Source organism: Streptomyces sp. NPDC012769 (genome assembly GCF_042901205.1).
Taxonomy (GTDB): domain Bacteria; phylum Actinomycetota; class Actinomycetes; order Streptomycetales; family Streptomycetaceae; genus Streptomyces.
This window is the reverse complement of record NZ_JBIBCP010000003.1, coordinates 165,569-183,112: the sequence shown is the minus strand read 5'-3', so window position 1 is coordinate 183,112 and position 17,544 is coordinate 165,569. Positions and strand designations below refer to the sequence as shown.

Annotated in this window: 16 protein-coding genes; 11 read left to right on the top strand and 5 right to left on the bottom strand. The window is 73.6% G+C overall.

The window, feature by feature from the left end:
- Positions 1-103 precede the first annotated feature (103 nt).
- Together ACFY7C_RS16215 and ACFY7C_RS16210 are read left to right on the top strand one after the other, a co-directional pair.
- Positions 104-1,981 carry an ABC transporter transmembrane domain-containing protein gene (locus ACFY7C_RS16215; RefSeq protein WP_389650014.1) on the top strand — a complete coding sequence of 626 codons (1,878 nt, stop codon included), beginning with the start codon at positions 104-106 and terminating at the stop codon, positions 1,979-1,981.
- Positions 1,978-3,759 carry an ABC transporter ATP-binding protein gene (locus ACFY7C_RS16210; protein ID WP_389650011.1) on the top strand — a complete coding sequence of 594 codons (1,782 nt, stop codon included), beginning with the start codon at positions 1,978-1,980 and terminating at the stop codon, positions 3,757-3,759. The genes ACFY7C_RS16215 and ACFY7C_RS16210 overlap by 4 nt, the downstream gene beginning before the upstream one ends.
- A 115-nt stretch (positions 3,760-3,874) precedes the next feature.
- Here the strand turns inward: ACFY7C_RS16210 and ACFY7C_RS16205 are convergent, their stop codons facing one another.
- A complete protein-coding gene (locus tag ACFY7C_RS16205) occupies positions 3,875-4,309 on the bottom strand; it encodes a nucleoside deaminase (protein ID WP_389650008.1) in 435 nt (144 codons plus the stop codon).
- On the bottom strand, positions 4,306-5,118 hold the full coding sequence (locus ACFY7C_RS16200; protein WP_389650005.1) for an LLM class flavin-dependent oxidoreductase: 813 nt from the start codon (positions 5,116-5,118) through the stop codon (positions 4,306-4,308). The genes ACFY7C_RS16205 and ACFY7C_RS16200 overlap by 4 nt, the downstream gene beginning before the upstream one ends.
- 93 nt (positions 5,119-5,211) lie before the next feature.
- Between ACFY7C_RS16200 and ACFY7C_RS16195 the strand changes: the two genes are divergently transcribed.
- Entirely contained in the window at positions 5,212-5,676 is a 465-nt protein-coding gene (locus ACFY7C_RS16195; protein ID WP_389650002.1) for an Lrp/AsnC family transcriptional regulator, read from the top strand.
- Between the two features lie 82 nt (positions 5,677-5,758).
- Here ACFY7C_RS16195 and ACFY7C_RS16190 read toward each other — a convergent pair whose 3' ends face one another.
- On the bottom strand, positions 5,759-6,550 hold the full coding sequence (locus tag ACFY7C_RS16190) for a metal-dependent hydrolase (RefSeq protein WP_389649999.1): 792 nt from the start codon (positions 6,548-6,550) through the stop codon (positions 5,759-5,761).
- 95 nt (positions 6,551-6,645) lie between these two features.
- On the opposite strand from ACFY7C_RS16190, the gene ACFY7C_RS16185 reads away from it, so the two are divergent.
- Together ACFY7C_RS16185 and ACFY7C_RS16180 are read left to right on the top strand one after the other, a co-directional pair.
- On the top strand, positions 6,646-9,219 hold the full coding sequence (locus tag ACFY7C_RS16185; RefSeq protein ID WP_389649996.1) for a DEAD/DEAH box helicase: 2,574 nt from the start codon (positions 6,646-6,648) through the stop codon (positions 9,217-9,219).
- 12 nt (positions 9,220-9,231) lie between these two features.
- Positions 9,232-10,095, top strand: a complete 864-nt coding sequence (locus ACFY7C_RS16180; RefSeq protein ID WP_389649993.1) for an acyl-CoA thioesterase — start codon at positions 9,232-9,234, stop codon at positions 10,093-10,095.
- An 8-nt stretch (positions 10,096-10,103) separates the two neighbouring features.
- Here the strand turns inward: ACFY7C_RS16180 and ACFY7C_RS16175 are convergent, their stop codons facing one another.
- A complete protein-coding gene (locus ACFY7C_RS16175) occupies positions 10,104-10,322 on the bottom strand; it encodes a DUF6011 domain-containing protein (protein ID WP_389649991.1) in 219 nt (72 codons plus the stop codon).
- 37 nt (positions 10,323-10,359) lie between these two features.
- Between ACFY7C_RS16175 and ACFY7C_RS16170 the strand changes: the two genes are divergently transcribed.
- The 5 genes from ACFY7C_RS16170 to ACFY7C_RS16150 all read left to right on the top strand — a co-directional run bounded on the left by ACFY7C_RS16170 (position 10,360) and on the right by ACFY7C_RS16150 (position 15,512).
- Entirely contained in the window at positions 10,360-10,842 is a 483-nt protein-coding gene (locus ACFY7C_RS16170; protein WP_389649988.1) for a glutathione peroxidase, read from the top strand.
- Positions 10,835-11,605 carry a putative protein N(5)-glutamine methyltransferase gene (locus ACFY7C_RS16165; protein WP_389649985.1) on the top strand — a complete coding sequence of 257 codons (771 nt, stop codon included), beginning with the start codon at positions 10,835-10,837 and terminating at the stop codon, positions 11,603-11,605. Before ACFY7C_RS16170 ends, ACFY7C_RS16165 begins: the two co-directional genes overlap by 8 nt.
- A gap of 123 nt (positions 11,606-11,728) precedes the next feature.
- The gene (locus ACFY7C_RS16160; protein ID WP_389649982.1) at positions 11,729-12,400 is read left to right on the top strand and encodes a response regulator transcription factor; all 672 of its coding nucleotides are present in this window, start codon (positions 11,729-11,731) and stop codon (positions 12,398-12,400) included.
- Positions 12,397-13,674 carry a sensor histidine kinase gene (locus ACFY7C_RS16155; protein ID WP_389649979.1) on the top strand — a complete coding sequence of 426 codons (1,278 nt, stop codon included), beginning with the start codon at positions 12,397-12,399 and terminating at the stop codon, positions 13,672-13,674. The genes ACFY7C_RS16160 and ACFY7C_RS16155 overlap by 4 nt, the downstream gene beginning before the upstream one ends.
- Before the next feature lie 131 nt (positions 13,675-13,805).
- The gene (locus ACFY7C_RS16150) at positions 13,806-15,512 is read left to right on the top strand and encodes an alpha/beta hydrolase (RefSeq protein WP_389649976.1); all 1,707 of its coding nucleotides are present in this window, start codon (positions 13,806-13,808) and stop codon (positions 15,510-15,512) included.
- 33 nt (positions 15,513-15,545) lie between these two features.
- Here the strand turns inward: ACFY7C_RS16150 and ACFY7C_RS16145 are convergent, their stop codons facing one another.
- Positions 15,546-16,895 carry a cytochrome P450 gene (locus ACFY7C_RS16145; protein ID WP_389649973.1) on the bottom strand — a complete coding sequence of 450 codons (1,350 nt, stop codon included), beginning with the start codon at positions 16,893-16,895 and terminating at the stop codon, positions 15,546-15,548.
- Positions 16,896-17,024: 129 nt separating this feature from the next.
- Between ACFY7C_RS16145 and ACFY7C_RS16140 the strand changes: the two genes are divergently transcribed.
- On the top strand, positions 17,025-17,522 hold the full coding sequence (locus tag ACFY7C_RS16140) for a VOC family protein (RefSeq protein WP_389649971.1): 498 nt from the start codon (positions 17,025-17,027) through the stop codon (positions 17,520-17,522).
- Positions 17,523-17,544: the final 22 nt, after the last annotated feature.

Sequence of the window (17,544 nt, the reverse complement as noted above, 5' to 3'; positions counted from 1 at the left end):
CCGGCTTGGCCGGATGTGGTGCGCGTTGCCGGAAAATCGTTTGCCGGGGCGAGGGGCGTGGCGCAAACCTTGCGGGGACAGTGGTCACGACCCGTGGGGCGCCATGCAGATCCAGGACCTACCGTACGCCGACCCGGGAAAACCTGACGTCCGATCGGGCTCCCGGTTCCTCCTCTGGCTCGGCCGGCGACAGCTCGGCGGGCAGGTGAGGTGCCTGCTGTGGGGCCTGCTGCTCCAGCTGGGCATCGCCGGGCTGCCGCTGGGCGTCGGCCTCGCCGTGCAGGCGGTCGTGGACCGCGACGGAGGCCGGCTCGGTCTCGGCATCGGCCTGCTCGTCGCCTTCGGCCTGGCCATCGCGGCGGGCGACACCATGGTCCACCGGGTGGCCGTCACCAACTGGATCACGGCCGCCGCCCGTGTCCAGCAGCTTCTGTCGCGCAAGACCGCCGAGCTCGGTTCCGTGCTGACCCGGCGGGTCGCCGCGGGCGAGGTCGTCGCCGTCTCGACGAGTGACGTGGAGAAGATCGGCTGGTTCGTGGAGGCGGTCTCCCGCTTCGCGTCCGCCGCCGTCGCCCTGGTCCTCGTCTGCGTCGGGCTGGTGCTCTACCAGCCCGACCTGGGCCTGGTCGTCGCGCTCGCCGTCCCCGTCCTCGCCCTCGCCGCGCTGCCGCTGCTGCCCCGCGCCACCCGCCGCGCCGACGAGCAGCGCGAGAAGGCGGGCCGGGCCACCGAGCTGGCCTCCGACACCGTCGCCGGACTCCGCGTCCTGCGCGGCATCGGCGGCGAGGAGCTGTTCCTCGACCGCTACCGTGCCGCCTCCCAGGAGGTCCGCAGGACCGCCGTGCGCAGCGCCCGGATGTGGGCGCTGATCGCGGCGATCCAGGTGCTGCTGCCGGGTCTGCTGCTCCTGGGCGTCGTCGTCCACGGGGCTCGGCTCGCGCTCGACGGGCGGATCGGGGTCGGCGAACTGGTCACGGTCTACGGCGCGGTGGCGCTCACCCACCATCCGCTGCGCGCCTTCGAGGAGATCGCCATGGCGTACTCCTTCTCGCGGCCCTCCGCGAAGCGCGCCGCCCGGGTGCTCGCCCTGTCCCGGACGGCCACGCCGACGCCCGAGGCCGCGCGGGAGGTTCCGGGCGGTGACCTGTACGACCCGGTGACCGGGGTGCTCGCCCCGGCCGGGCGGTTCACAGCCGTGGTGTGCGGCGACCCGGACGCGGCCGGACGGCTCGCGGACCGGCTCGGCGGCCATCCCGCCGAGGCGGACGAGGGGCACTCCTCGGTGCTGCTCGGCGGTGTCCCGCTCGACGAGCTGCCGCTCGACACCGCCCGCAGTGCCGTCCTCGTCCAGGACAAGGACCCGGTGCTGCTCTCGGGGACCCTGGCGGAGCTGCTCGACGTGCCGTCCTCCGGCGCGGTGACGGCGGCCGGGGCGCTGGAGGCGGCGCAGTGCCGGGACGTCCTCGAGGCCCTCGCCCAGGCCTCCGTGGACACCGGCGGCGACCCGATGCGGACCCGGATCACCGAGCGCGGCCGGTCGCTCTCCGGCGGCCAGCGCCAGCGGCTCGCCCTGGCCCGCTCCCTGGTCACCGACCCGGCGGTGCTGGTGCTCGACGAGCCGACCTCGGCGGTCGACTCGCACACCGAGGCCCGGGTGGCGGCGGGCGTCAAGCGGCTGCGGGCCGGCCGGACGACGGTGGTGCTCGCCTCCTCGCCGCTGCTGCTCGACCTGGCCGACCGGGTCGTCCTGGTCGACGGCGGTACGGCGGTGGCGGTCGGCACCCATCGCGAGCTGCTCGCCGGTGAGCCCCGCTACCGGGCGGTCGTCACCCGCGAGACCGACGAGGAGCTCGCCCGTGGCGCCGGGGGACCCGCCGAGCCGGCGCAAGGGCCGAAGGAGAAGTTGCCGGAGGAAGAGTCGCCGGGGGAAGAGTCGCTGGAGGAAGAGTTGCAGGACGAGCTGGAAGGGGAGTCGGCATGATCGGCCTGGCGCCACCCGCGTACGACCCGGCCGCACCCCGGTCGGCGACGACGCTCCCGGTCGGCACCCCCGGGACGGTCCGGGCGTACGTCCGGGCGCTGCTGCGCCGCCACCGGGGCGCGTTCGCGGCGCTCGTCGCCGTCAACGCGATCGCCGTGACCGCCTCGATGGCCGGTCCCTACCTCCTCGGCTCGCTCGTCGACGACCTCACGGCGGGCGCCCGGGAGCTCCACCTGGAACGCACGGCCGCCCTGTTCGCCGTCGCGCTCCTGGTGCAGACGCTGTTCGTCCGGCTGGTACGGCTGCGCGGGGCGATGCTCGGCGAGGAGATGCTGGCCGATCTGCGCGAGGACTTCCTGGTCCGCTCGGTGGGCCTGCCGCCCGGCGTGCTGGAGCGGGCCGGGACCGGCGATCTGCTCTCGCGGATCACCACGGACGTCGACCGGCTGGCCAACGCCATGCGCGAGGCGGTGCCGCAGCTCGTGATCGGCGTGGTCTGGGCGGCGTTGCTCGTCGGCGGGGTCGCGGTGGTCGCACCGCCGCTGGCGCTCGCGCTGCTGATCGCCGCGCCGTTGCTGATCGCGGGCTGCCGCTGGTACTTCCGGCGCGCCCCCTCGGCGTACCGCTCGGAGGCTGCGGGGTACGCGGCGGTGGCCGCCGTCCTCGCCGAGACCGTGGACGCGGGCCGCACGGTCGAGGCGCACCGCCTCGGCACGCGCCGGGTCGAGCTGTCGGACCGGCGCATTCGGGAATGGACCGCGTGGGAAAGGTACACACTCTTCCTCCGCTCGGTGCTCTTCCCGATCATCACCCTCACCCACACCCTCGTGATCACATCGGTGCTGCTGGTCGGTGGTGTCTTCGTCCTCCGGGGCTGGATGGACGTCGGCCAGCTGACCACGGGCGCGCTCCTGGCCCAGATGCTGGTCGACCCGATCGGGATCGTGCTGCGCTGGTACGACGAGCTGCAGGTGGCCCAGGTGTCGCTGGGCCGGCTCGTCGGCGTGCGGGACATCGAGCCCGAGGCCGGTGATCCGAAGGTGCGGCCCGAGGGGCGGGCGGTGCGGGCCGACGCGGTGCGGTTCGGCTACCGCGAGGGCGTCGACGTGCTGCACCGCGTGTCGCTGGACGTCGCCCCGGGCACCCGGATCGCCCTGGTCGGGCCGTCGGGCGCCGGGAAGTCGACGCTGGGCCGGCTGCTCGCGGGCATCTACGCCCCGCGCGCCGGCACGGTCACCCTCGGCTCGGCGGAGCTGGCCCGGATGCCGGCCGAACGGGTCCGCGAGCACGTCGCCCTGGTCAACCAGGAGCACCACGTCTTCGTCGGCTCGCTCCGTGACAACCTGCTGCTCGCCCGGGCGGGTGCCGGGGACGCCGAGCTGTGGGCGGCCCTGGAGGCCGTCGACGCCGACGGCTGGGCCCGGACCCTGGACGAGGGCCTGGAGACCGAGGTCGGCTCGGGCGGTCTGGCCCTCACCCCGGCCCAGGCCCAGCAGATCGCGCTGGCCCGGCTCGTCCTGGCCGACCCCCACACCCTGGTCCTCGACGAGGCCACCTCGCTCCTCGACCCGCGCGCGGCCCGCCACTTGGAGCGCTCCCTGGCCCGCGTCCTGGCCGGCCGTACGGTCATCGCCATCGCCCACCGCCTGCACACGGCCCACGACGCCGACCTGATCGCCGTGGTCGAGGACGGCCGGATCAGCGAGCTCGGCAGCCACGACCGGCTGGTGGCGGCGGACGGGGCGTACGCGGCGCTGTGGCGCTCCTGGCACGGCTAGCGGAGACGGGGCGGCGGTGGGCACACCGGCCGCCGCTCCGGAACAGGCACTCCCGCGGCCGGTCCTGCTCAGGGCCGGCCGCTCCGGTCCCGGACTGCGGCGCTGCCTCGCCGGTTCAGGCCCGGTAGTAGGCCTCGATCGGTGCGCGGGCCGCCTCGAAGAGGGCCGGGCCCTCCTGCCGCACCGTGGGCCAGGCGCCCGACCCGGGGTTGAGCGCGACGAGTTGAGCGGTGGACAGCGCGTGGACGACGCGGCCGAGACCGGAGCGGACGATGGCGCCGGCGCACATGCCGCAGGGCTCGCAGCTGGTGTACATCGTCGTGTCCGCGGCCGTGTCGGGGTCGAGTTCGCGGGCCGCCCACCGGGCCAGCTTCAGTTCGGGGTGGGCGGTGATGTCGTCGTCGCGCCGGACGGTGTTGTGGGCCTCGGCGAGGACGGCCCCGTCGGGGCCGGCCAGCAGGGAGCCGTAGGGTGCGTCTCCCAGGGTGACGGCGTGCGCCGCGATCTCGATCGCGCGGCGCAGCAGCCTCTCGTCGGCAGGGGTGATCACGGTGCTGTCCTCCGGTGGTCGGCCAGGGCGGTGAGGGTCTGCCAGGCCTGCTGGGGCCTGCGGGTCTCGTCCGGGTCGCCGTGGTAAGGGTCGAGTACGACGGTGTGGGCGCCGAGCCGGTCGAGCCGGTCGAGGTCGTCCAGGATCTGTTCGAGGGTGCCGACGCCGGCGGGGCGGTCGGGCGCGTCGACCGGTGTGTCGGTCCGCCGCAGGGCGATGCGGGGCGCGAAGCCGGGCAGTTCGTGCCGGGTCACGACCGAGCGCATCCAGTCGAGCGTGCCCCGCAGCGGGTGCCAGGCGTCACCGAAGCGGACGGCACGGCGGATGCCCGCCTCGCTGTTGCCACCCACCCAGATCGGCACCGCGCCCGCCCCGGCGTCCGTCCGCCACGCCTGTCGCAGGGTGCGCAGGGCGTCGTCCGTGAGCCGGCCGCGCGCCGAGAACGGCACGTCGAGCGCCTCGAATTCCTGGCGTGCCCAGCCGACGCCCACACCGAGCACCAGCCGGCCGCCGCTGAGCCGGTCGAGAGTGGCGGCAGTCCGCGCCACGAGCAGCGGATGCCGGTACGGCAGTACCAGTACGGTGCTGCCGAGCCGGATACGCGTGGTGAGGCCGGCGAGCCAGGAGAGCGTGGTGAACACCTCGTGGAACGGCTCCGGGTACCGCTCGGCGACATCGGGGGTGACGGCCACGTGGTCCGACACCATGAGCAGGTCGTAGCCGAGCCCCTCCACGGTGAGGGCCCACTCGCGCAGGACGCCTGGGTCGGTCCCGGGGCCGAAGTTCGGTACGTTCACGCCGATTCGCATGACCGGAGACTATCCCCGTGATCATGGTGGGCTGAAGAGGTTCTTCCCGGTGATTCCGGCCGAGTGCCGTGACTTTCCCGGTACTGTCGACACATGACCGTGAATCTCGACGCAGTGGACTGGGCGATCATCGAGGTGCTGCAGCAGGAGGCCCGGATCTCGCTCAGCGAGCTGGGGCGGCGGGTGAGTCTCAGCCCGTCGGCGACGACCGAGCGGGTGCGCCAGCTGGAGGCGGCGGGCGTCATCAGCGGCTACCACGCCGTGGTCGACCTGACGAAGGTCGGCTATCCGGTGCTCGCCCTCGTCCGGCTCAAGTACCCGGGCAACCGCCACGAGCCGCTGCGGCGCCTGCTCGCCGAGCGCAGGGAGATCCTGGAGTGCCTGCGTACCACCGGCGACGACTGCTACACCCTGAAGGTCGCCGCGACGTCCATGGAGCACCTGGAGACGCTCATGGACGAGCTGGCGGGCTTCGGCAGCACGACGACGAGCGTCGTCTACCGCCAGACGCTGCCGTCGCGCGGACCGGCTCGGCCCGGATCCGCCCCCGGCCGGTAGCCGGGGTCGGGCGCCGATCCGATGCGCGCGGCATGGGTGAGCCGCGCCGCCGTCGGGTCCTGGATCGCGGCCCGGGGCAGACCTACAGAAAGCCGAGCGCCGAGGCTCCGCCCGCGCCGCCGAGGAGCATGAAGGCCGGCATGAGGACCTTCAGCTCGACCCAGCTGCCGGCGCGGAAGCGCAGGCCCTTCGGCGGGCCCACCGGGTACCAGCGCTTGCGGCCGACCGGGATGGGCCAGAGGATCGGGCAGCCGGAGACCGTCAGGGCGTCGCCGATGTCGTGGACGAGGGCGCCGAGGATGACCGGGAGGCCCAGCCACAGGTACTCCTGGCCGGTGCCGGTGAAGAGCCAGCCCGCACCGTTGCCCGGCTGGTCGAGCACGCCCGCCAGGATCCAGGCGCTGGTCGCGCCGAGCAGCCAGACCAGGACGTCGCTGGACATCCGCGCGGCCCGCCACAGCAGGCCCTCGACCGCGAGGACCAGGTGGACGAAGAGGATCCCGAGGACCGCCCAGCGGCCGCCGGTGACCGCGGCCGTCGAGCAGCCGACGCCGATGAGGACCGCCCACACCCAGGTGTGGGTGAGGGTGCGGTGGCCGCCGGACCTGCGCGGGTCCGCGGCGGAGCGGGTCGCCTTGTAGACGGCGTAGGACAGCTTGTCGACGATCCCGCACAGGCCCCGCGAGATCGGGCCGAAGGCGCGCGAGATCGTCGCCGACTTGTGGTCGAGGTCGGGCGCGAGGGCCGCACCCGCGCAGATGAGCGCGCCGACGACCAGAACCGGCCAGGGCATCGGGTGGTCGAACGCCGCCGCGGCCGCCCCCACCCCGAGCCAGGCCGCCGCTCCGGACAGCGAGTGCGCCGGTCCCATCATGCTCGTTCCCCGCCCCGTTCCTCATGCGCCGGCGCCCAGTTGACGGCCGGTCGGCCGACCCGCCCCCGGCAGGTCGACGGGCCAGCCTATCCTCCGTGATCTTCGTTCTCTCGGCCGGTTCCCTCATCCGGGCGGAATCCAGGCAAGATGGGGGCGTGACCCTTATCGATCAGCTGCCGCCGACCGCCGACCCCGATGCCCTCTTCGAGGCCTTCTCCTCATGGGCCGAGGACCGGGGCATCACGCTCTACCCGGCCCAGGAGGAGGCGCTGATCGAGGTGGTCTCCGGGGCCAACGTGATCCTTTCCACTCCCACCGGTTCGGGAAAGTCACTGGTCGCCGCGGGAGCGCACTTCACGGCCCTGGCCAATGACCAGGTGACCTTCTACACCGCGCCGATCAAGGCGCTGGTGTCGGAGAAGTTCTTCGACCTGTGCAAGATCTTCGGCACGGAGAACGTCGGCATGCTCACCGGCGACGCCTCCGTGAACGCCGACGCCCCCGTCATCTGCTGCACGGCCGAGGTCCTCGCCTCGATCGCGCTGCGCGACGGCAAGGACGCCGACATCGGCCAGGTCGTCATGGACGAGTTCCACTTCTACGCGGAGCAGGACCGCGGCTGGGCCTGGCAGATCCCGATCCTGGAACTCCCCCAGGCCCAGTTCGTCCTGATGTCGGCCACGCTCGGCGACGTGTCGATGTTCGAGAAGGACCTCACCCGGCGCACCGGCCGGCCGACCGCGGTGGTCCGTTCGGCGACCCGGCCGGTCCCGCTGTCGTACGAGTACCGGCTCACCCCGATCACCGACACCCTCACCGAACTCCTGCAGACCAAGCAGGCGCCCGTCTACATCGTCCACTTCACCCAGGCGCAGGCGGTGGAGCGGGCGCAGTCGCTGATGAGCATCAACATGTGCTCGCGCGAGGAGAAGGACGCCATCGCCGAGATGATCGGCAACTTCCGGTTCACCACCAAGTTCGGCAAGAACCTCTCCCGCTACGTCCGGCACGGCATCGGCGTGCACCACGCGGGCATGCTGCCGAAGTACCGGCGGCTCGTGGAGAAGCTGGCGCAGGCGGGCCTGCTGAAGGTCATCTGCGGCACGGACACCCTCGGCGTCGGCGTCAACGTGCCCATCCGCACGGTGCTGTTCACGGCCCTGACGAAGTACGACGGCAACCGGGTCCGCACGCTGCGGGCGCGTGAGTTCCACCAGATCGCGGGCCGGGCGGGCCGGGCCGGCTTCGACACCGCCGGATTCGTGGTGGCGCAGGCGCCCGAGCACGTCATCGAGAACGAGAAGGCGCTCGCCAAGGCCGGCGACGACCCGAAGAAGCGCCGCAAGGTGGTCAGGAAGAAGGCACCGGAGGGCTTCGTCGCCTGGTCGGAGAACACCTTCGAGAAGCTGATCGCCTCCGAGCCGGAGCCGCTGACCTCCCGCTTCCGGGTCACCCACACCATGCTGCTGTCGGTGATCGCCCGCCCCGGCAACGCCTTCCAGGCCATGCGCAAGCTGCTCGAGGACAACCACGAGCCGCGCAAGAACCAGCTGCGGCACATCCGCCGGGCCATCGCGATCTACCGCTCGCTGCTCGACGGCGGGGTCGTGGAGCAGCTCGACAAGCCTGACGCCGAGGGCCGCACGATCCGCCTCACGGTCGACCTCCAGCAGGACTTCGCGCTCAACCAGCCCCTGTCGACGTTCGCGCTGGCCGCGTTCGACCTGCTGGACCCGGAGTCCCCCTCGTACGCGCTCGACATGGTGTCGGTCGTCGAGTCGACCCTCGACGACCCGCGCCAGATCCTGGCCGCGCAGCAGAACAAGGCGCGCGGCGAGGCGGTCGGCGCGATGAAGGCCGACGGGGTCGAGTACGAGGAGCGCATGGAGCGGCTCCAGGAGATCACGTATCCGAAGCCGCTCGAAGAGCTGCTCTGGCACGCGTACAACGTCTACCGCAAGTCGCACCCGTGGGTCGGCGACCACCCGGTGTCGCCGAAGTCCGTGATCCGTGACATGTACGAACGGGCGCTGTCGTTCACGGAGTTCACCTCGTTCTACGAGCTGGCGCGCACCGAGGGCATCGTGCTGCGCTATCTGGCGGGCGCGTACAAGGCGCTGGACCACACGATCCCGGACGACCTGAAGACGGAGGACCTGGAGGATCTGATCGCCTGGCTGGGCGAGATGGTGCGGCAGGTCGACTCCTCGCTGCTCGACGAGTGGGAGCAGCTGGCCAACCCCGAGGTCGAGACCGCGGAGGAGGCCCAGGAGAGGGCCGACCAGGTCAAGCCGGTCACCGCGAACGCCCGTGCCTTCCGGGTGCTGGTGCGCAACGCGATGTTCCGCCGGGTGGAGCTGGCGGCGCTCGACCAGGTGGACGAGCTCGGCGAGATGGACGCGGAGTCCGGCTGGGACGCCGACGCGTGGGGCGAGGCGATGGACGCGTACTGGGACGAGTACGACGACCTCGGCACCGGTCCGGACGCGCGCGGCCCGAAGCTGCTGTCCATCGAGGAGGACCCGGCGCACGGTCTGTGGCGCGTCCGGCAGACCTTCGCCGACCCGAACGGCGACCATGACTGGGGCATCAGCGCGGAGGTGGACCTGGCGGCCTCGGACGAGGAGGGCCGGGCGATCGTGCGCGTGACGTCCGTGGGCACGTTGTAGAGGAGGACGAGGGTGACCAATCCCGCCGAGAGGCTCGTGGACCTGCTCGATCTGGAGCGGATCGAGGTGAACATCTTCCGCGGGCGCAGTCCGCAGGAGTCGCTGCAACGGGTCTTCGGCGGGCAGGTCGCCGGGCAGGCCCTGGTGGCGGCCGGCCGCACCGTGGACGACGACCGCCCGGTGCACTCGCTGCACGCCTACTTCCTGCGGCCGGGGCGCCCCGGCGTGCCGATCGTCTACCAGGTGGAGCGGGTGCGCGACGGGCGTTCCTTCACCACCCGGCGGGTCACCGCGATCCAGGAGGGCCGGACGATCTTCAATCTGACGGCCTCCTTCCACCTCCCGGAGGCGGGTGCCTTCGAGCACCAGCTGCCGCCCCGGCACCTCACCGATCCGGACAGCCTGCCGAACCTCGCGGACGAGATCCGCGACCACCTCGGCGCGCTGCCGGAGGCGCTGGAGCGGATGGCCCGCCGCCAGCCCTTCGACATCCGGTACGTGGACCGGCTGCGCTGGACGAAGGAGCAGGTCAAGGACGCGGACCCGCGCAGCGCCGTGTGGATGCGGGCGGTCGGCCCGCTGGGCGACGACCCGCTGGTGCACACCTGCGCGCTGACCTACGCCTCCGACATGACCCTGCTCGACGCGGTCCGCATCCCCGTCGAGCCGCTGTGGGGCCCGCGGGGCTTCGACATGGCGTCCCTGGACCACGCGATGTGGTTCCACCGGCCGTTCCGGGCCGACGAGTGGTTCCTGTACGACCAGGAGTCGCCGATCGCGACGGGCGGGCGCGGCCTCGCCCGCGGCCGGATCTACGACCGCGAGGGCCGGCTGCTGGTGTCGGTGGTCCAGGAGGGCCTGTTCCGCGAGCTGTAGGGACCCTCTCAGACGCCGGGGAGGGTGTCCTGCTCGACCTCGTGGCGTCGGGTGCGGATGTCCGGGCCCGGCGGGTGGAGCTTGGCGTCGCAGGCGGGGCCGAGGCCGGTGCGGCGGGACTCGGCGCCGGTCAGCGGGCGGCCGCACAGCCGGCACCACACACGGCGCGGCCCCTCCTCCGGCTCCGGGCCGGGGTCGATCTCGATTGCCAGCGGTTCGTCTCCCATGCTGAGATCAAACCTCATTCCTACGAGGAGCTGCCGCATGAGCCTGTACGAGATTCCGCTGACGACCCTCACCGGCGAGCCGCTCTCGCTCGCCGATTTCCGCGACCGGGCCGTGCTGGTCGTGAACGTGGCGTCCAAGTGCGGTCTCACCCCGCAGTACGCCGGTCTGGAGCGGCTGCAGAAGGAGTACGGGGAGCGCGGCTTCACCGTGCTCGGCGTGCCGTGCAACCAGTTCGCGGGCCAGGAGCCGGGGAGCTCGGAGGAGATCGAGACCTTCTGCTCGACGACGTACGGCGTGACCTTCCCGCTCCTGGAGAAGACGGACGTGAACGGCGCCGGGCGGCACCCGCTGTACGCGGAGCTGACCCGGGTCGCGGACGCGGAGGGCGAGGCCGGGGACGTCCAGTGGAACTTCGAGAAGTTCCTCATCGGCCGCGACGGCGTCGTGACCCGTTTCCGCCCGCGCACCGAGCCGGACGCCCCCGAGGTCGTGGCCGCGATCGAGGCACAGCTTGTCTGAGCTCGGGGTGGTGGAGCGGCTGCGGGCCGCGGGCTGCGTCTTCGCCGAGGAGGAGGCGGAGCTGCTCGGCGCGGCGGCCGCCGGGCCGGCGGAGCTCGACACCATGGTCGAGCGCCGCGCCGCGGGCCTGCCGCTCGAACACGTGGTGGGTTGGGCGGAGTTCTGCGGGCTGCGGATCGAGGTCGACGGCGGGGTGTTCGTCCCGCGCCGGCGTACGGAGTTCCTGGTGCGGCGGGCGGTGTCGCTGGCCCGGCCGGGCGCCGTCTGTGTCGACCTGTGCTGTGGCTCCGGCGCGGCCGCCGCGGTGCTGCTCGACGCCGTCGAGGGCGCCGAGGTGCACGCGTCCGACATCGAATCGGCCGCGGTCCGCTGCGCCCGGCGCAATGTCGAGCCGCGCGGCGGCCGCGTGTACGAGGGCGATCTCTTCGCCCCGCTGCCGCGCGGGCTGCGCGGCCGGGTCGAGGTGCTGGTCGCCAACGTCCCGTACGTCCCGAGCGGTGACGTCCCGCTGCTGCCGCCGGAGGCCCGCGACCACGAGCCGCTGGTCGCGCTGGACGGCGGCTCGGACGGCCTGGACGTGCTGCGCCGCGTCGCGGCCGAGGCGGTCGAGTGGCTGGCCCCCGGCGGTCACCTCCTGTCGGAGACGAGCGAGCGCCAGGCCGAGCAGGCCCTGGCGGCGGTCACGGCCCAGGGCCTGACCGCCCGGATCGTCGAGGACGAGGACCTGTACGCGACGGTGCTCGTGGCGACCCGCGGCTCCTGACCTGCGGGACGAGGCGCCACGACGGCCCCGGCGGCGTGCAGAAGGCCCTTTCCGGCGTCGGCGACCGCTGACCGCCGCCCCACGTCGGGGGTGCCGAGGATGAGGGGGCTCTAGGGTGGCCGCGTGCGTGTACTGCTCGTCGAGGATGACGAAAACCTCCGGTTCGGGGTGGCCGCCGCGTTGCGGGCCGCCGGGCTCGCCGTCGACGAGGCGGGCGATCTGCCGCAGGCGGACGAGGCGCTGTTCGTCACCGCGTACGACTGCGCCGTCTTCGACCGGATGCTGCCGTCGGGGGACGCCGCCGCCTATGTGGACGGGCTGCGGCGGGCCGGCCGCGGGGTGCCGGTGCTGTTCCTGACGGCGCGGGACAGGGTCGCGGACCGGGTGGAGGGGTTCGCGAGCGGCGGTGACGACTATCTCGTCAAGCCGTTCGCGGTGCCCGAGCTGGTCGCCCGGGTCCGCAGCCTGTGCCGCCGCTCCGCCGTGGTCCGCCCGCCGGTGCACCGCGTCGGCGACCTGGAGATCGACACGGCCCGTCGGCATGTGCGCCGCGCCGGTGTGCTGCTGACGCTGACGAGCAGGGAATTCGCGGTTCTGGAGGTCCTCGCGGCCCGGGCCGACCAGGCGGTCCCCCGGTCCGAGCTGATCGAGAGCTGCTGGGACGAGATGGCCGAGCCGCAGTCCAACGTCCTGGAGGTGCTGGTGTCCCAGCTCCGCCGCAAGCTCGGCGACCCCCCGCTGATCCACACCGTGCGCGGGGTCGGCTACCGGCTCGCGCCCGGCGACGACCGGTGAGGCGGGCGCCCCTCACGCCGAGCGCGCGCGTGCTGCGGCTGCGCCGGCGGATCACCCTGCTGTTCGCGCTCACCAGCGCCCTCGGGCTGATCACGATGGCCGTGCTGGCCGTGCGCAGCGACAGCGTCCGCTGGCGGGAGCAGCTCGACCACGCGATGGACGCGGACACCAGCTGGGCCCTCGGTCTGCTGGAGACCGAGGAGGACGGACGGCTCGACACGTCCGTCCTCGCGGACACGATGAACATCGACTGCCCGCCGCTGACCGTGCTCCTGGTCGCGGGCCGGGGCCTGACCGTGCGGCACGCGCCGGCGAAGCCGTGCCTGGCCGTGGACCGGGACGTCGTCCTGGCGGCCGGCCGTGCGGCGGTGCGGGCCGAGGACGTGCGGGGCTTCGACCGGCGATCGACGAGCGGCGCGCCGGTACGGGTGTTCGCGATGCCCTTCTACGACGCGGAGGCGGCGCAGGACGCGCGCCCGCAGGGCGTGCTGGTGACGGTGGCCGACGCGACGGCGCAGCGGGACGACCACCGTCGGCTCGTGTGGGTGGTGACGGGCGGCTGCGCGCTGCTCGTGCTGCTGTCCGCGGCCGTCGGGCACGTCCTGTCGGGGCGGGCGGTCCGCCCGGCGCTGGTCGCGCTGGCCCAGCAGGAGGCGTTCCTCGCGGACGCCGCCCACGACCTGCGCACCCCGGCGGCCTCGCTGCGGACGCTCGCCGAGACGGCGCTGCGCGGCGAGACGGACAGCGCGGACGTGCACCGGCGCACCCTGGGCCTGGCGGAGGGCATGGGGCGGCTGGTCGACGGGCTGCTCACCCGGGCCCGGCTGATGTCCGGCTCGGTCGCCCCGGCGCGCCAGCCGCTGCGGCTGGACCAGCTGGTGGAGGCCGTGGTCGAGGAGGCTCCGACCCAGGGCCATCGGGTCCGGGTCGAGGCCGAGGACACGATCGTGGTCGCCGATCCCGACCTGGTGCGCCGGGCCGTGGCCAATCTGCTCGGCAACGCGCTCGCGCACGGTCACGCGCCGGGCCTGCCGGCGGACGTGCTGGTCACGGTCACCGGTGACGGGACGCTGACGGTCGAGGACGCCGGTCCGGGCCTGCCGCCGGAGGTCGCGGGCGCCCTGTTCGACCGCTTCCGCAGCGGTTCGGGCTCCACCGGCCTCGGACTGTCCATCGCCTCCTGGGTCGCCCACGTCCACGGCGGCACGCTCACGGCGGGCCGCGGCACGCACGGCGGCGCTCGTTTCGTCCTGCGCCTGCCGACGACGGACTGAGGCCGCGGACCGGCTGCCCCTGGAGACCGGCCTCGGGCTCCGGGCCGCCGGCCGCCGCCGGCCGCCTTCAGGAAATCCTCAGCATGCGCGCGTGATCCTGCGGTGGACCGACCACCGAAGGAGAGTTCCCCGTGATCCGCGCCCACGCCCGCCGCCGCCCCCGCGCGGCCCTCGTCGTCGCCCTCGCCGTCCTCGGAACCACCTCCCTGGCCGCGTGCACGGCCGGGGCCGGACCGGACGGGGGTCGGCCGGGGCCCGGGGCCGCGGCCACCGCCGATCCGGCCCAGCGGGCCGAACTGCGGCGCTTCTACGGGCAGAAGCTCGCCTGGCGGCCCTGCGGCGAGCTGGAGTGCGCGTCGCTCACCGTGCCGATGGACTACTCCCGGCCCGGCGACGGCAGGACCTTCGTACTGCCGGTGGCCAGGGCCGCCACCGCCACGGCAGGGCGCCGCCTCGGGGCCCTCGTGTACAACCCCGGTGGCCCGGGAGAGCGCGGCGTCCAGGCCCTGCGGGACGGTCTGGCCGAGGACCTCGGGCGCGGGGTGCGGGAGCGGTTCGACATCGTGGCGTTCGATCCGCGCGGCGTCGGGGAGAGCCGGCCTGCCCTGACCTGCCGTACGAAGGGCAAGGGTGAGGGGAAGGAAGGCGCGGACGAGGAGTCGCCGGACACGGCTGCCGCGCCCCTCTATCCCCGTACCGCCGCGGAGCGCGCCGCCGCCCTCGCCGACGCCCGGGCCACGGCCGAGGCGTGCGTCGAGGCCAGTGGGCCGCTGCTGCCGCACGTGGGAACGGACGACGCGGCGAGGGACCTGGACGTGCTGCGGGCGGCGCTCGGCGAGCGGAAGCTGACGTACGTGGGCTGGTCGTACGGGACGAGCCTGGGCACCTCGTACGCCGAGCAGTTCCCGCGCCGGGTACGGGCGATGGTCCTGGACGGGGCGATCGATCCGTCGCTCGACTGGCGGCAGCGCACGCTGAGCCAGTCCACGGGCTTCCGCAAGGCCGTCGACGACTACGCGGACTCCTGCGCGGACACGGTCGGCGAGGGCTGTCCCGGTGCCACGTCCGAGGAGATACGCGCGCTGATCGACCGGCTCGTGAGGCGGGCGCAGCGCGAGCCGCTGCCGGTCGACGGCTCCGAGGAGGGTCTCGACGCCGCCGGCGTGGTGTCGGCGCTCGCCCTGTCCATGTACACGCCGGAGGCGCAGTGGGAGGCCCTGTCCGAGGCCCTGCGCGCGGCGGACGGCGGGGACGGCACCGCGCTGGCGGCCCTGGCCACCGACGCGGAGGAGGAGACCGAGGAGGAGACGGAGGAGTCGGAAGAGGGCGGCGGGACGGGTGAGGCGGACGCCTCGGAGGAGCCTGCCCGGCCCGACGGACCGGGCGAGCCCGCCGAAGCCGACGTGCCCGAGGACAACTCCGAGGCGGCCCTGATCGCGATCAACTGCCTCGACGTCCCCCACCCTCGTGACGAGCGCGCCTACTGGGACGCGCTCGCCCCGGCCCACCGGGCCGCCGGCGCGTACGGCACCACCGGCGTGACCGGCGAACTGGTCTGCAAGGACTGGCCGGCCGGCCGTCAGCGGCCGCACCGGGTGAACGCCGACGGCGTCCCCCCGGTCCTCGTCGTGGGCACGTCCGGCGATCCGTCGACGCCCTACGGCGAGGCGGTGAGCCTGGCGCGGCAGTTCCCCGGCGGCATGCTGCTGTCCTTCGACGCGGCGGGCCACACGGGGTACGGGCGGGACGCCTGTGTCGACCGGAAGGTCGAGGACTATCTCGTCGCGCTGACGAAGATCCGCCCCGGCACCACCTGCACGCCGTCACCGACTCCGTGACGGACCCGTGGCGGAGTCCGTCACGGACTCCGGTCAGGTACGGGCCTTCAGCCGGCAACGGGCCGGGCCGAGGGCCTGGAGGGTGATCGCGGAGCCCAGTGGGACATCGGTGTCGACGGCCACCAGCTCGTAGGACTGCAGGATCATCGCCAGGGCGATCCCCGACTCCAGCATGGAGAAGTGCTGGCCGATGCAGGCGCGGGGGCCGCCGCCGAAGGGGAACCAGGCGTAGCGCGGGCGGGCCGCCTCGGCCTCGGGGGTGAAGCGGTCGGGGTCGAAGCGCTCCGGGTCGTCCCAGTAACGGGGGTGACGGTGGGTCACCCACGGGGAGACGATGACGTCGGCGCCGGCGGGGATCGTGTGGCCGTCGATCTCGGTGGCGGCGACGGCCCGGCGGCCGATGGCGGGGGCGGCCGGGAAGAGCCGCATGGCCTCCTTGAGGACCCGGGTGAGGTGGGGCAGCCGGTCCAGGTCGGCGGCGTCGGGCGCGCGGCCCGCCAGGACCCGGTCGAGCTCCTCGTGGGCGCGTTTCTGCTCGTCGGGGTGGCGGGCGAGCAGATGCAGCGCGAAGGCCATGGAGGTGGCGGTGGTCTCATGGCCGGCGAGGAGGAACACCAGGACCTGTTCGCGCAGTTCGGCCGCGTCGAAGCCGCCGTCCTCGTCGCTGCCGGCGGCGACCAGGAGGGTCAGCAGGTCCTGCCCCGCGCCGCTCGTCCCGGCCGCGCGCCGCTCGGCGATGATCCGGTCGCAGACGGCGTACAGCTCCTCGTGGGCGACTGCGGCCCGTCGGTTGCCGGGGGTGGGCCAGTCGCGCGGGATCTTGCGCGGCGCGAAGCCGCGGCTGGAGACGTAGGAGCCGAGCACGGGGAAGCAGCGCTCGACGATGCCGACGGCCTCCTCGACGTCGGTGCCGAAGAGGATGCGGGCGACGGCCCGCAGGGCCAGCCCGCTCATCTCGTGGACGACGTCGACGGTCTCCTCGGCCCGGTCGCGCCAGCCGTCGGTGAGCCGGGTGACCTCGGCGGCGACGGCGGAGGCGTAGGTGTCGACGCTGCGGCGGGTGAAGAGCGGCTGGACGAGCCGCCGCTGGCGCAGGTAGTCGCCGTCCTGACTGGTGAGCAGCCCGTTGCCGAAGGACTCGCGGATCTCCTGGTAGAAGGCGTTGTCCTTGCGGAAGTTGGCGGCCTCGCCGGCCAGGACCTGCTGGGCGCCCTCGGCGGAGAACACGCAGTGGACGGTGCCCCTCATGCCGGGCGGCCCGGCGCTGATCCGGACGACGTCCCCGTGGTCGCGCCGGGCCCTCAGGAAGGTGCCGAGCGAGTCGTTCTTGAGGTCGAGCAGTGAGCCGAGCAGCGGGAGTCCGGTGAGTTCGGGTATCGCCATCGTGGTGTCCCCCTATGAACGTGTGGCCTCGTGATTCTGCCGCAGGAGATGATCTGCCGGTAGGCGGCGCGGCGGTGGCGCGTCGACCGTCGGCCGGACGTTGTCAGTGGTGTCTGCGACGCTGCCGTCATGGACGAACCCGAGACGGACGCACCCGGGACGAACGCACCCGAGATGACCGTGCAGCTGACCATCGACTGCGCGGATCCGCAGCGCCTGGTCGCCTTCTGGGCCGAGGCCCTGCGCTATGCACCGGAGCCGCCGCCGGACGGCCACCCGAGCTGGATCGCGTACTGGAGGGCGATCGGCGTGCCCGAGGACGAGCTGGGGGACGGTGCCGGGGAGCTGCCCGAGTCGATCGTCGACCCGAAGGGGGCAGGGCCGCGCGTCTGGTTCCAGCGGGTGCCGGAGCCGAAGACGGTCAAGAACCGGCTGCATCTGGACCTGAAGGTCGGCGGCGGCCGCGGGGTGCCGCTCGCCGTCCGCCGCGAGCGGGTGGACACCGAGGTCGCCCGGCTGAGGGGGCTGGGCGCCTCGGTGCTGTACGCGATGGACGAGCCGGAGGGCATGGACTACTACGCGGTGGTGCTCCAGGACCCGGAGGGCAACGAGTTCTGCGTGGTGTGATCCGCGGCGTGCGAGCGGTCGG

Excerpts from the sequence above, each read along its gene's own strand:
- ACFY7C_RS16215 (WP_389650014.1), top strand. The coding sequence starts at position 104 with ATGCAGATCCAGGACCTACCGTACGCCGACCCGGGAAAACCTGACGTC.
- ACFY7C_RS16210 (WP_389650011.1), top strand. The coding sequence starts at position 1,978 with ATGATCGGCCTGGCGCCACCCGCGTACGACCCGGCCGCACCCCGGTCG.
- ACFY7C_RS16200 (WP_389650005.1), bottom strand. The coding sequence starts at position 5,118 with ATGCGAATCGGCGTGAACGTACCGAACTTCGGCCCCGGGACCGACCCA.
- ACFY7C_RS16195 (WP_389650002.1), top strand. The coding sequence starts at position 5,212 with ATGACCGTGAATCTCGACGCAGTGGACTGGGCGATCATCGAGGTGCTG.
- ACFY7C_RS16190 (WP_389649999.1), bottom strand. The coding sequence starts at position 6,550 with ATGATGGGACCGGCGCACTCGCTGTCCGGAGCGGCGGCCTGGCTCGGG.
- ACFY7C_RS16175 (WP_389649991.1), bottom strand. The coding sequence starts at position 10,322 with ATGGGAGACGAACCGCTGGCAATCGAGATCGACCCCGGCCCGGAGCCG.
- ACFY7C_RS16170 (WP_389649988.1), top strand. The coding sequence starts at position 10,360 with ATGAGCCTGTACGAGATTCCGCTGACGACCCTCACCGGCGAGCCGCTC.
- ACFY7C_RS16145 (WP_389649973.1), bottom strand. The coding sequence starts at position 16,895 with ATGGCGATACCCGAACTCACCGGACTCCCGCTGCTCGGCTCACTGCTC.
- ACFY7C_RS16140 (WP_389649971.1), top strand. The coding sequence starts at position 17,025 with ATGGACGAACCCGAGACGGACGCACCCGGGACGAACGCACCCGAGATG.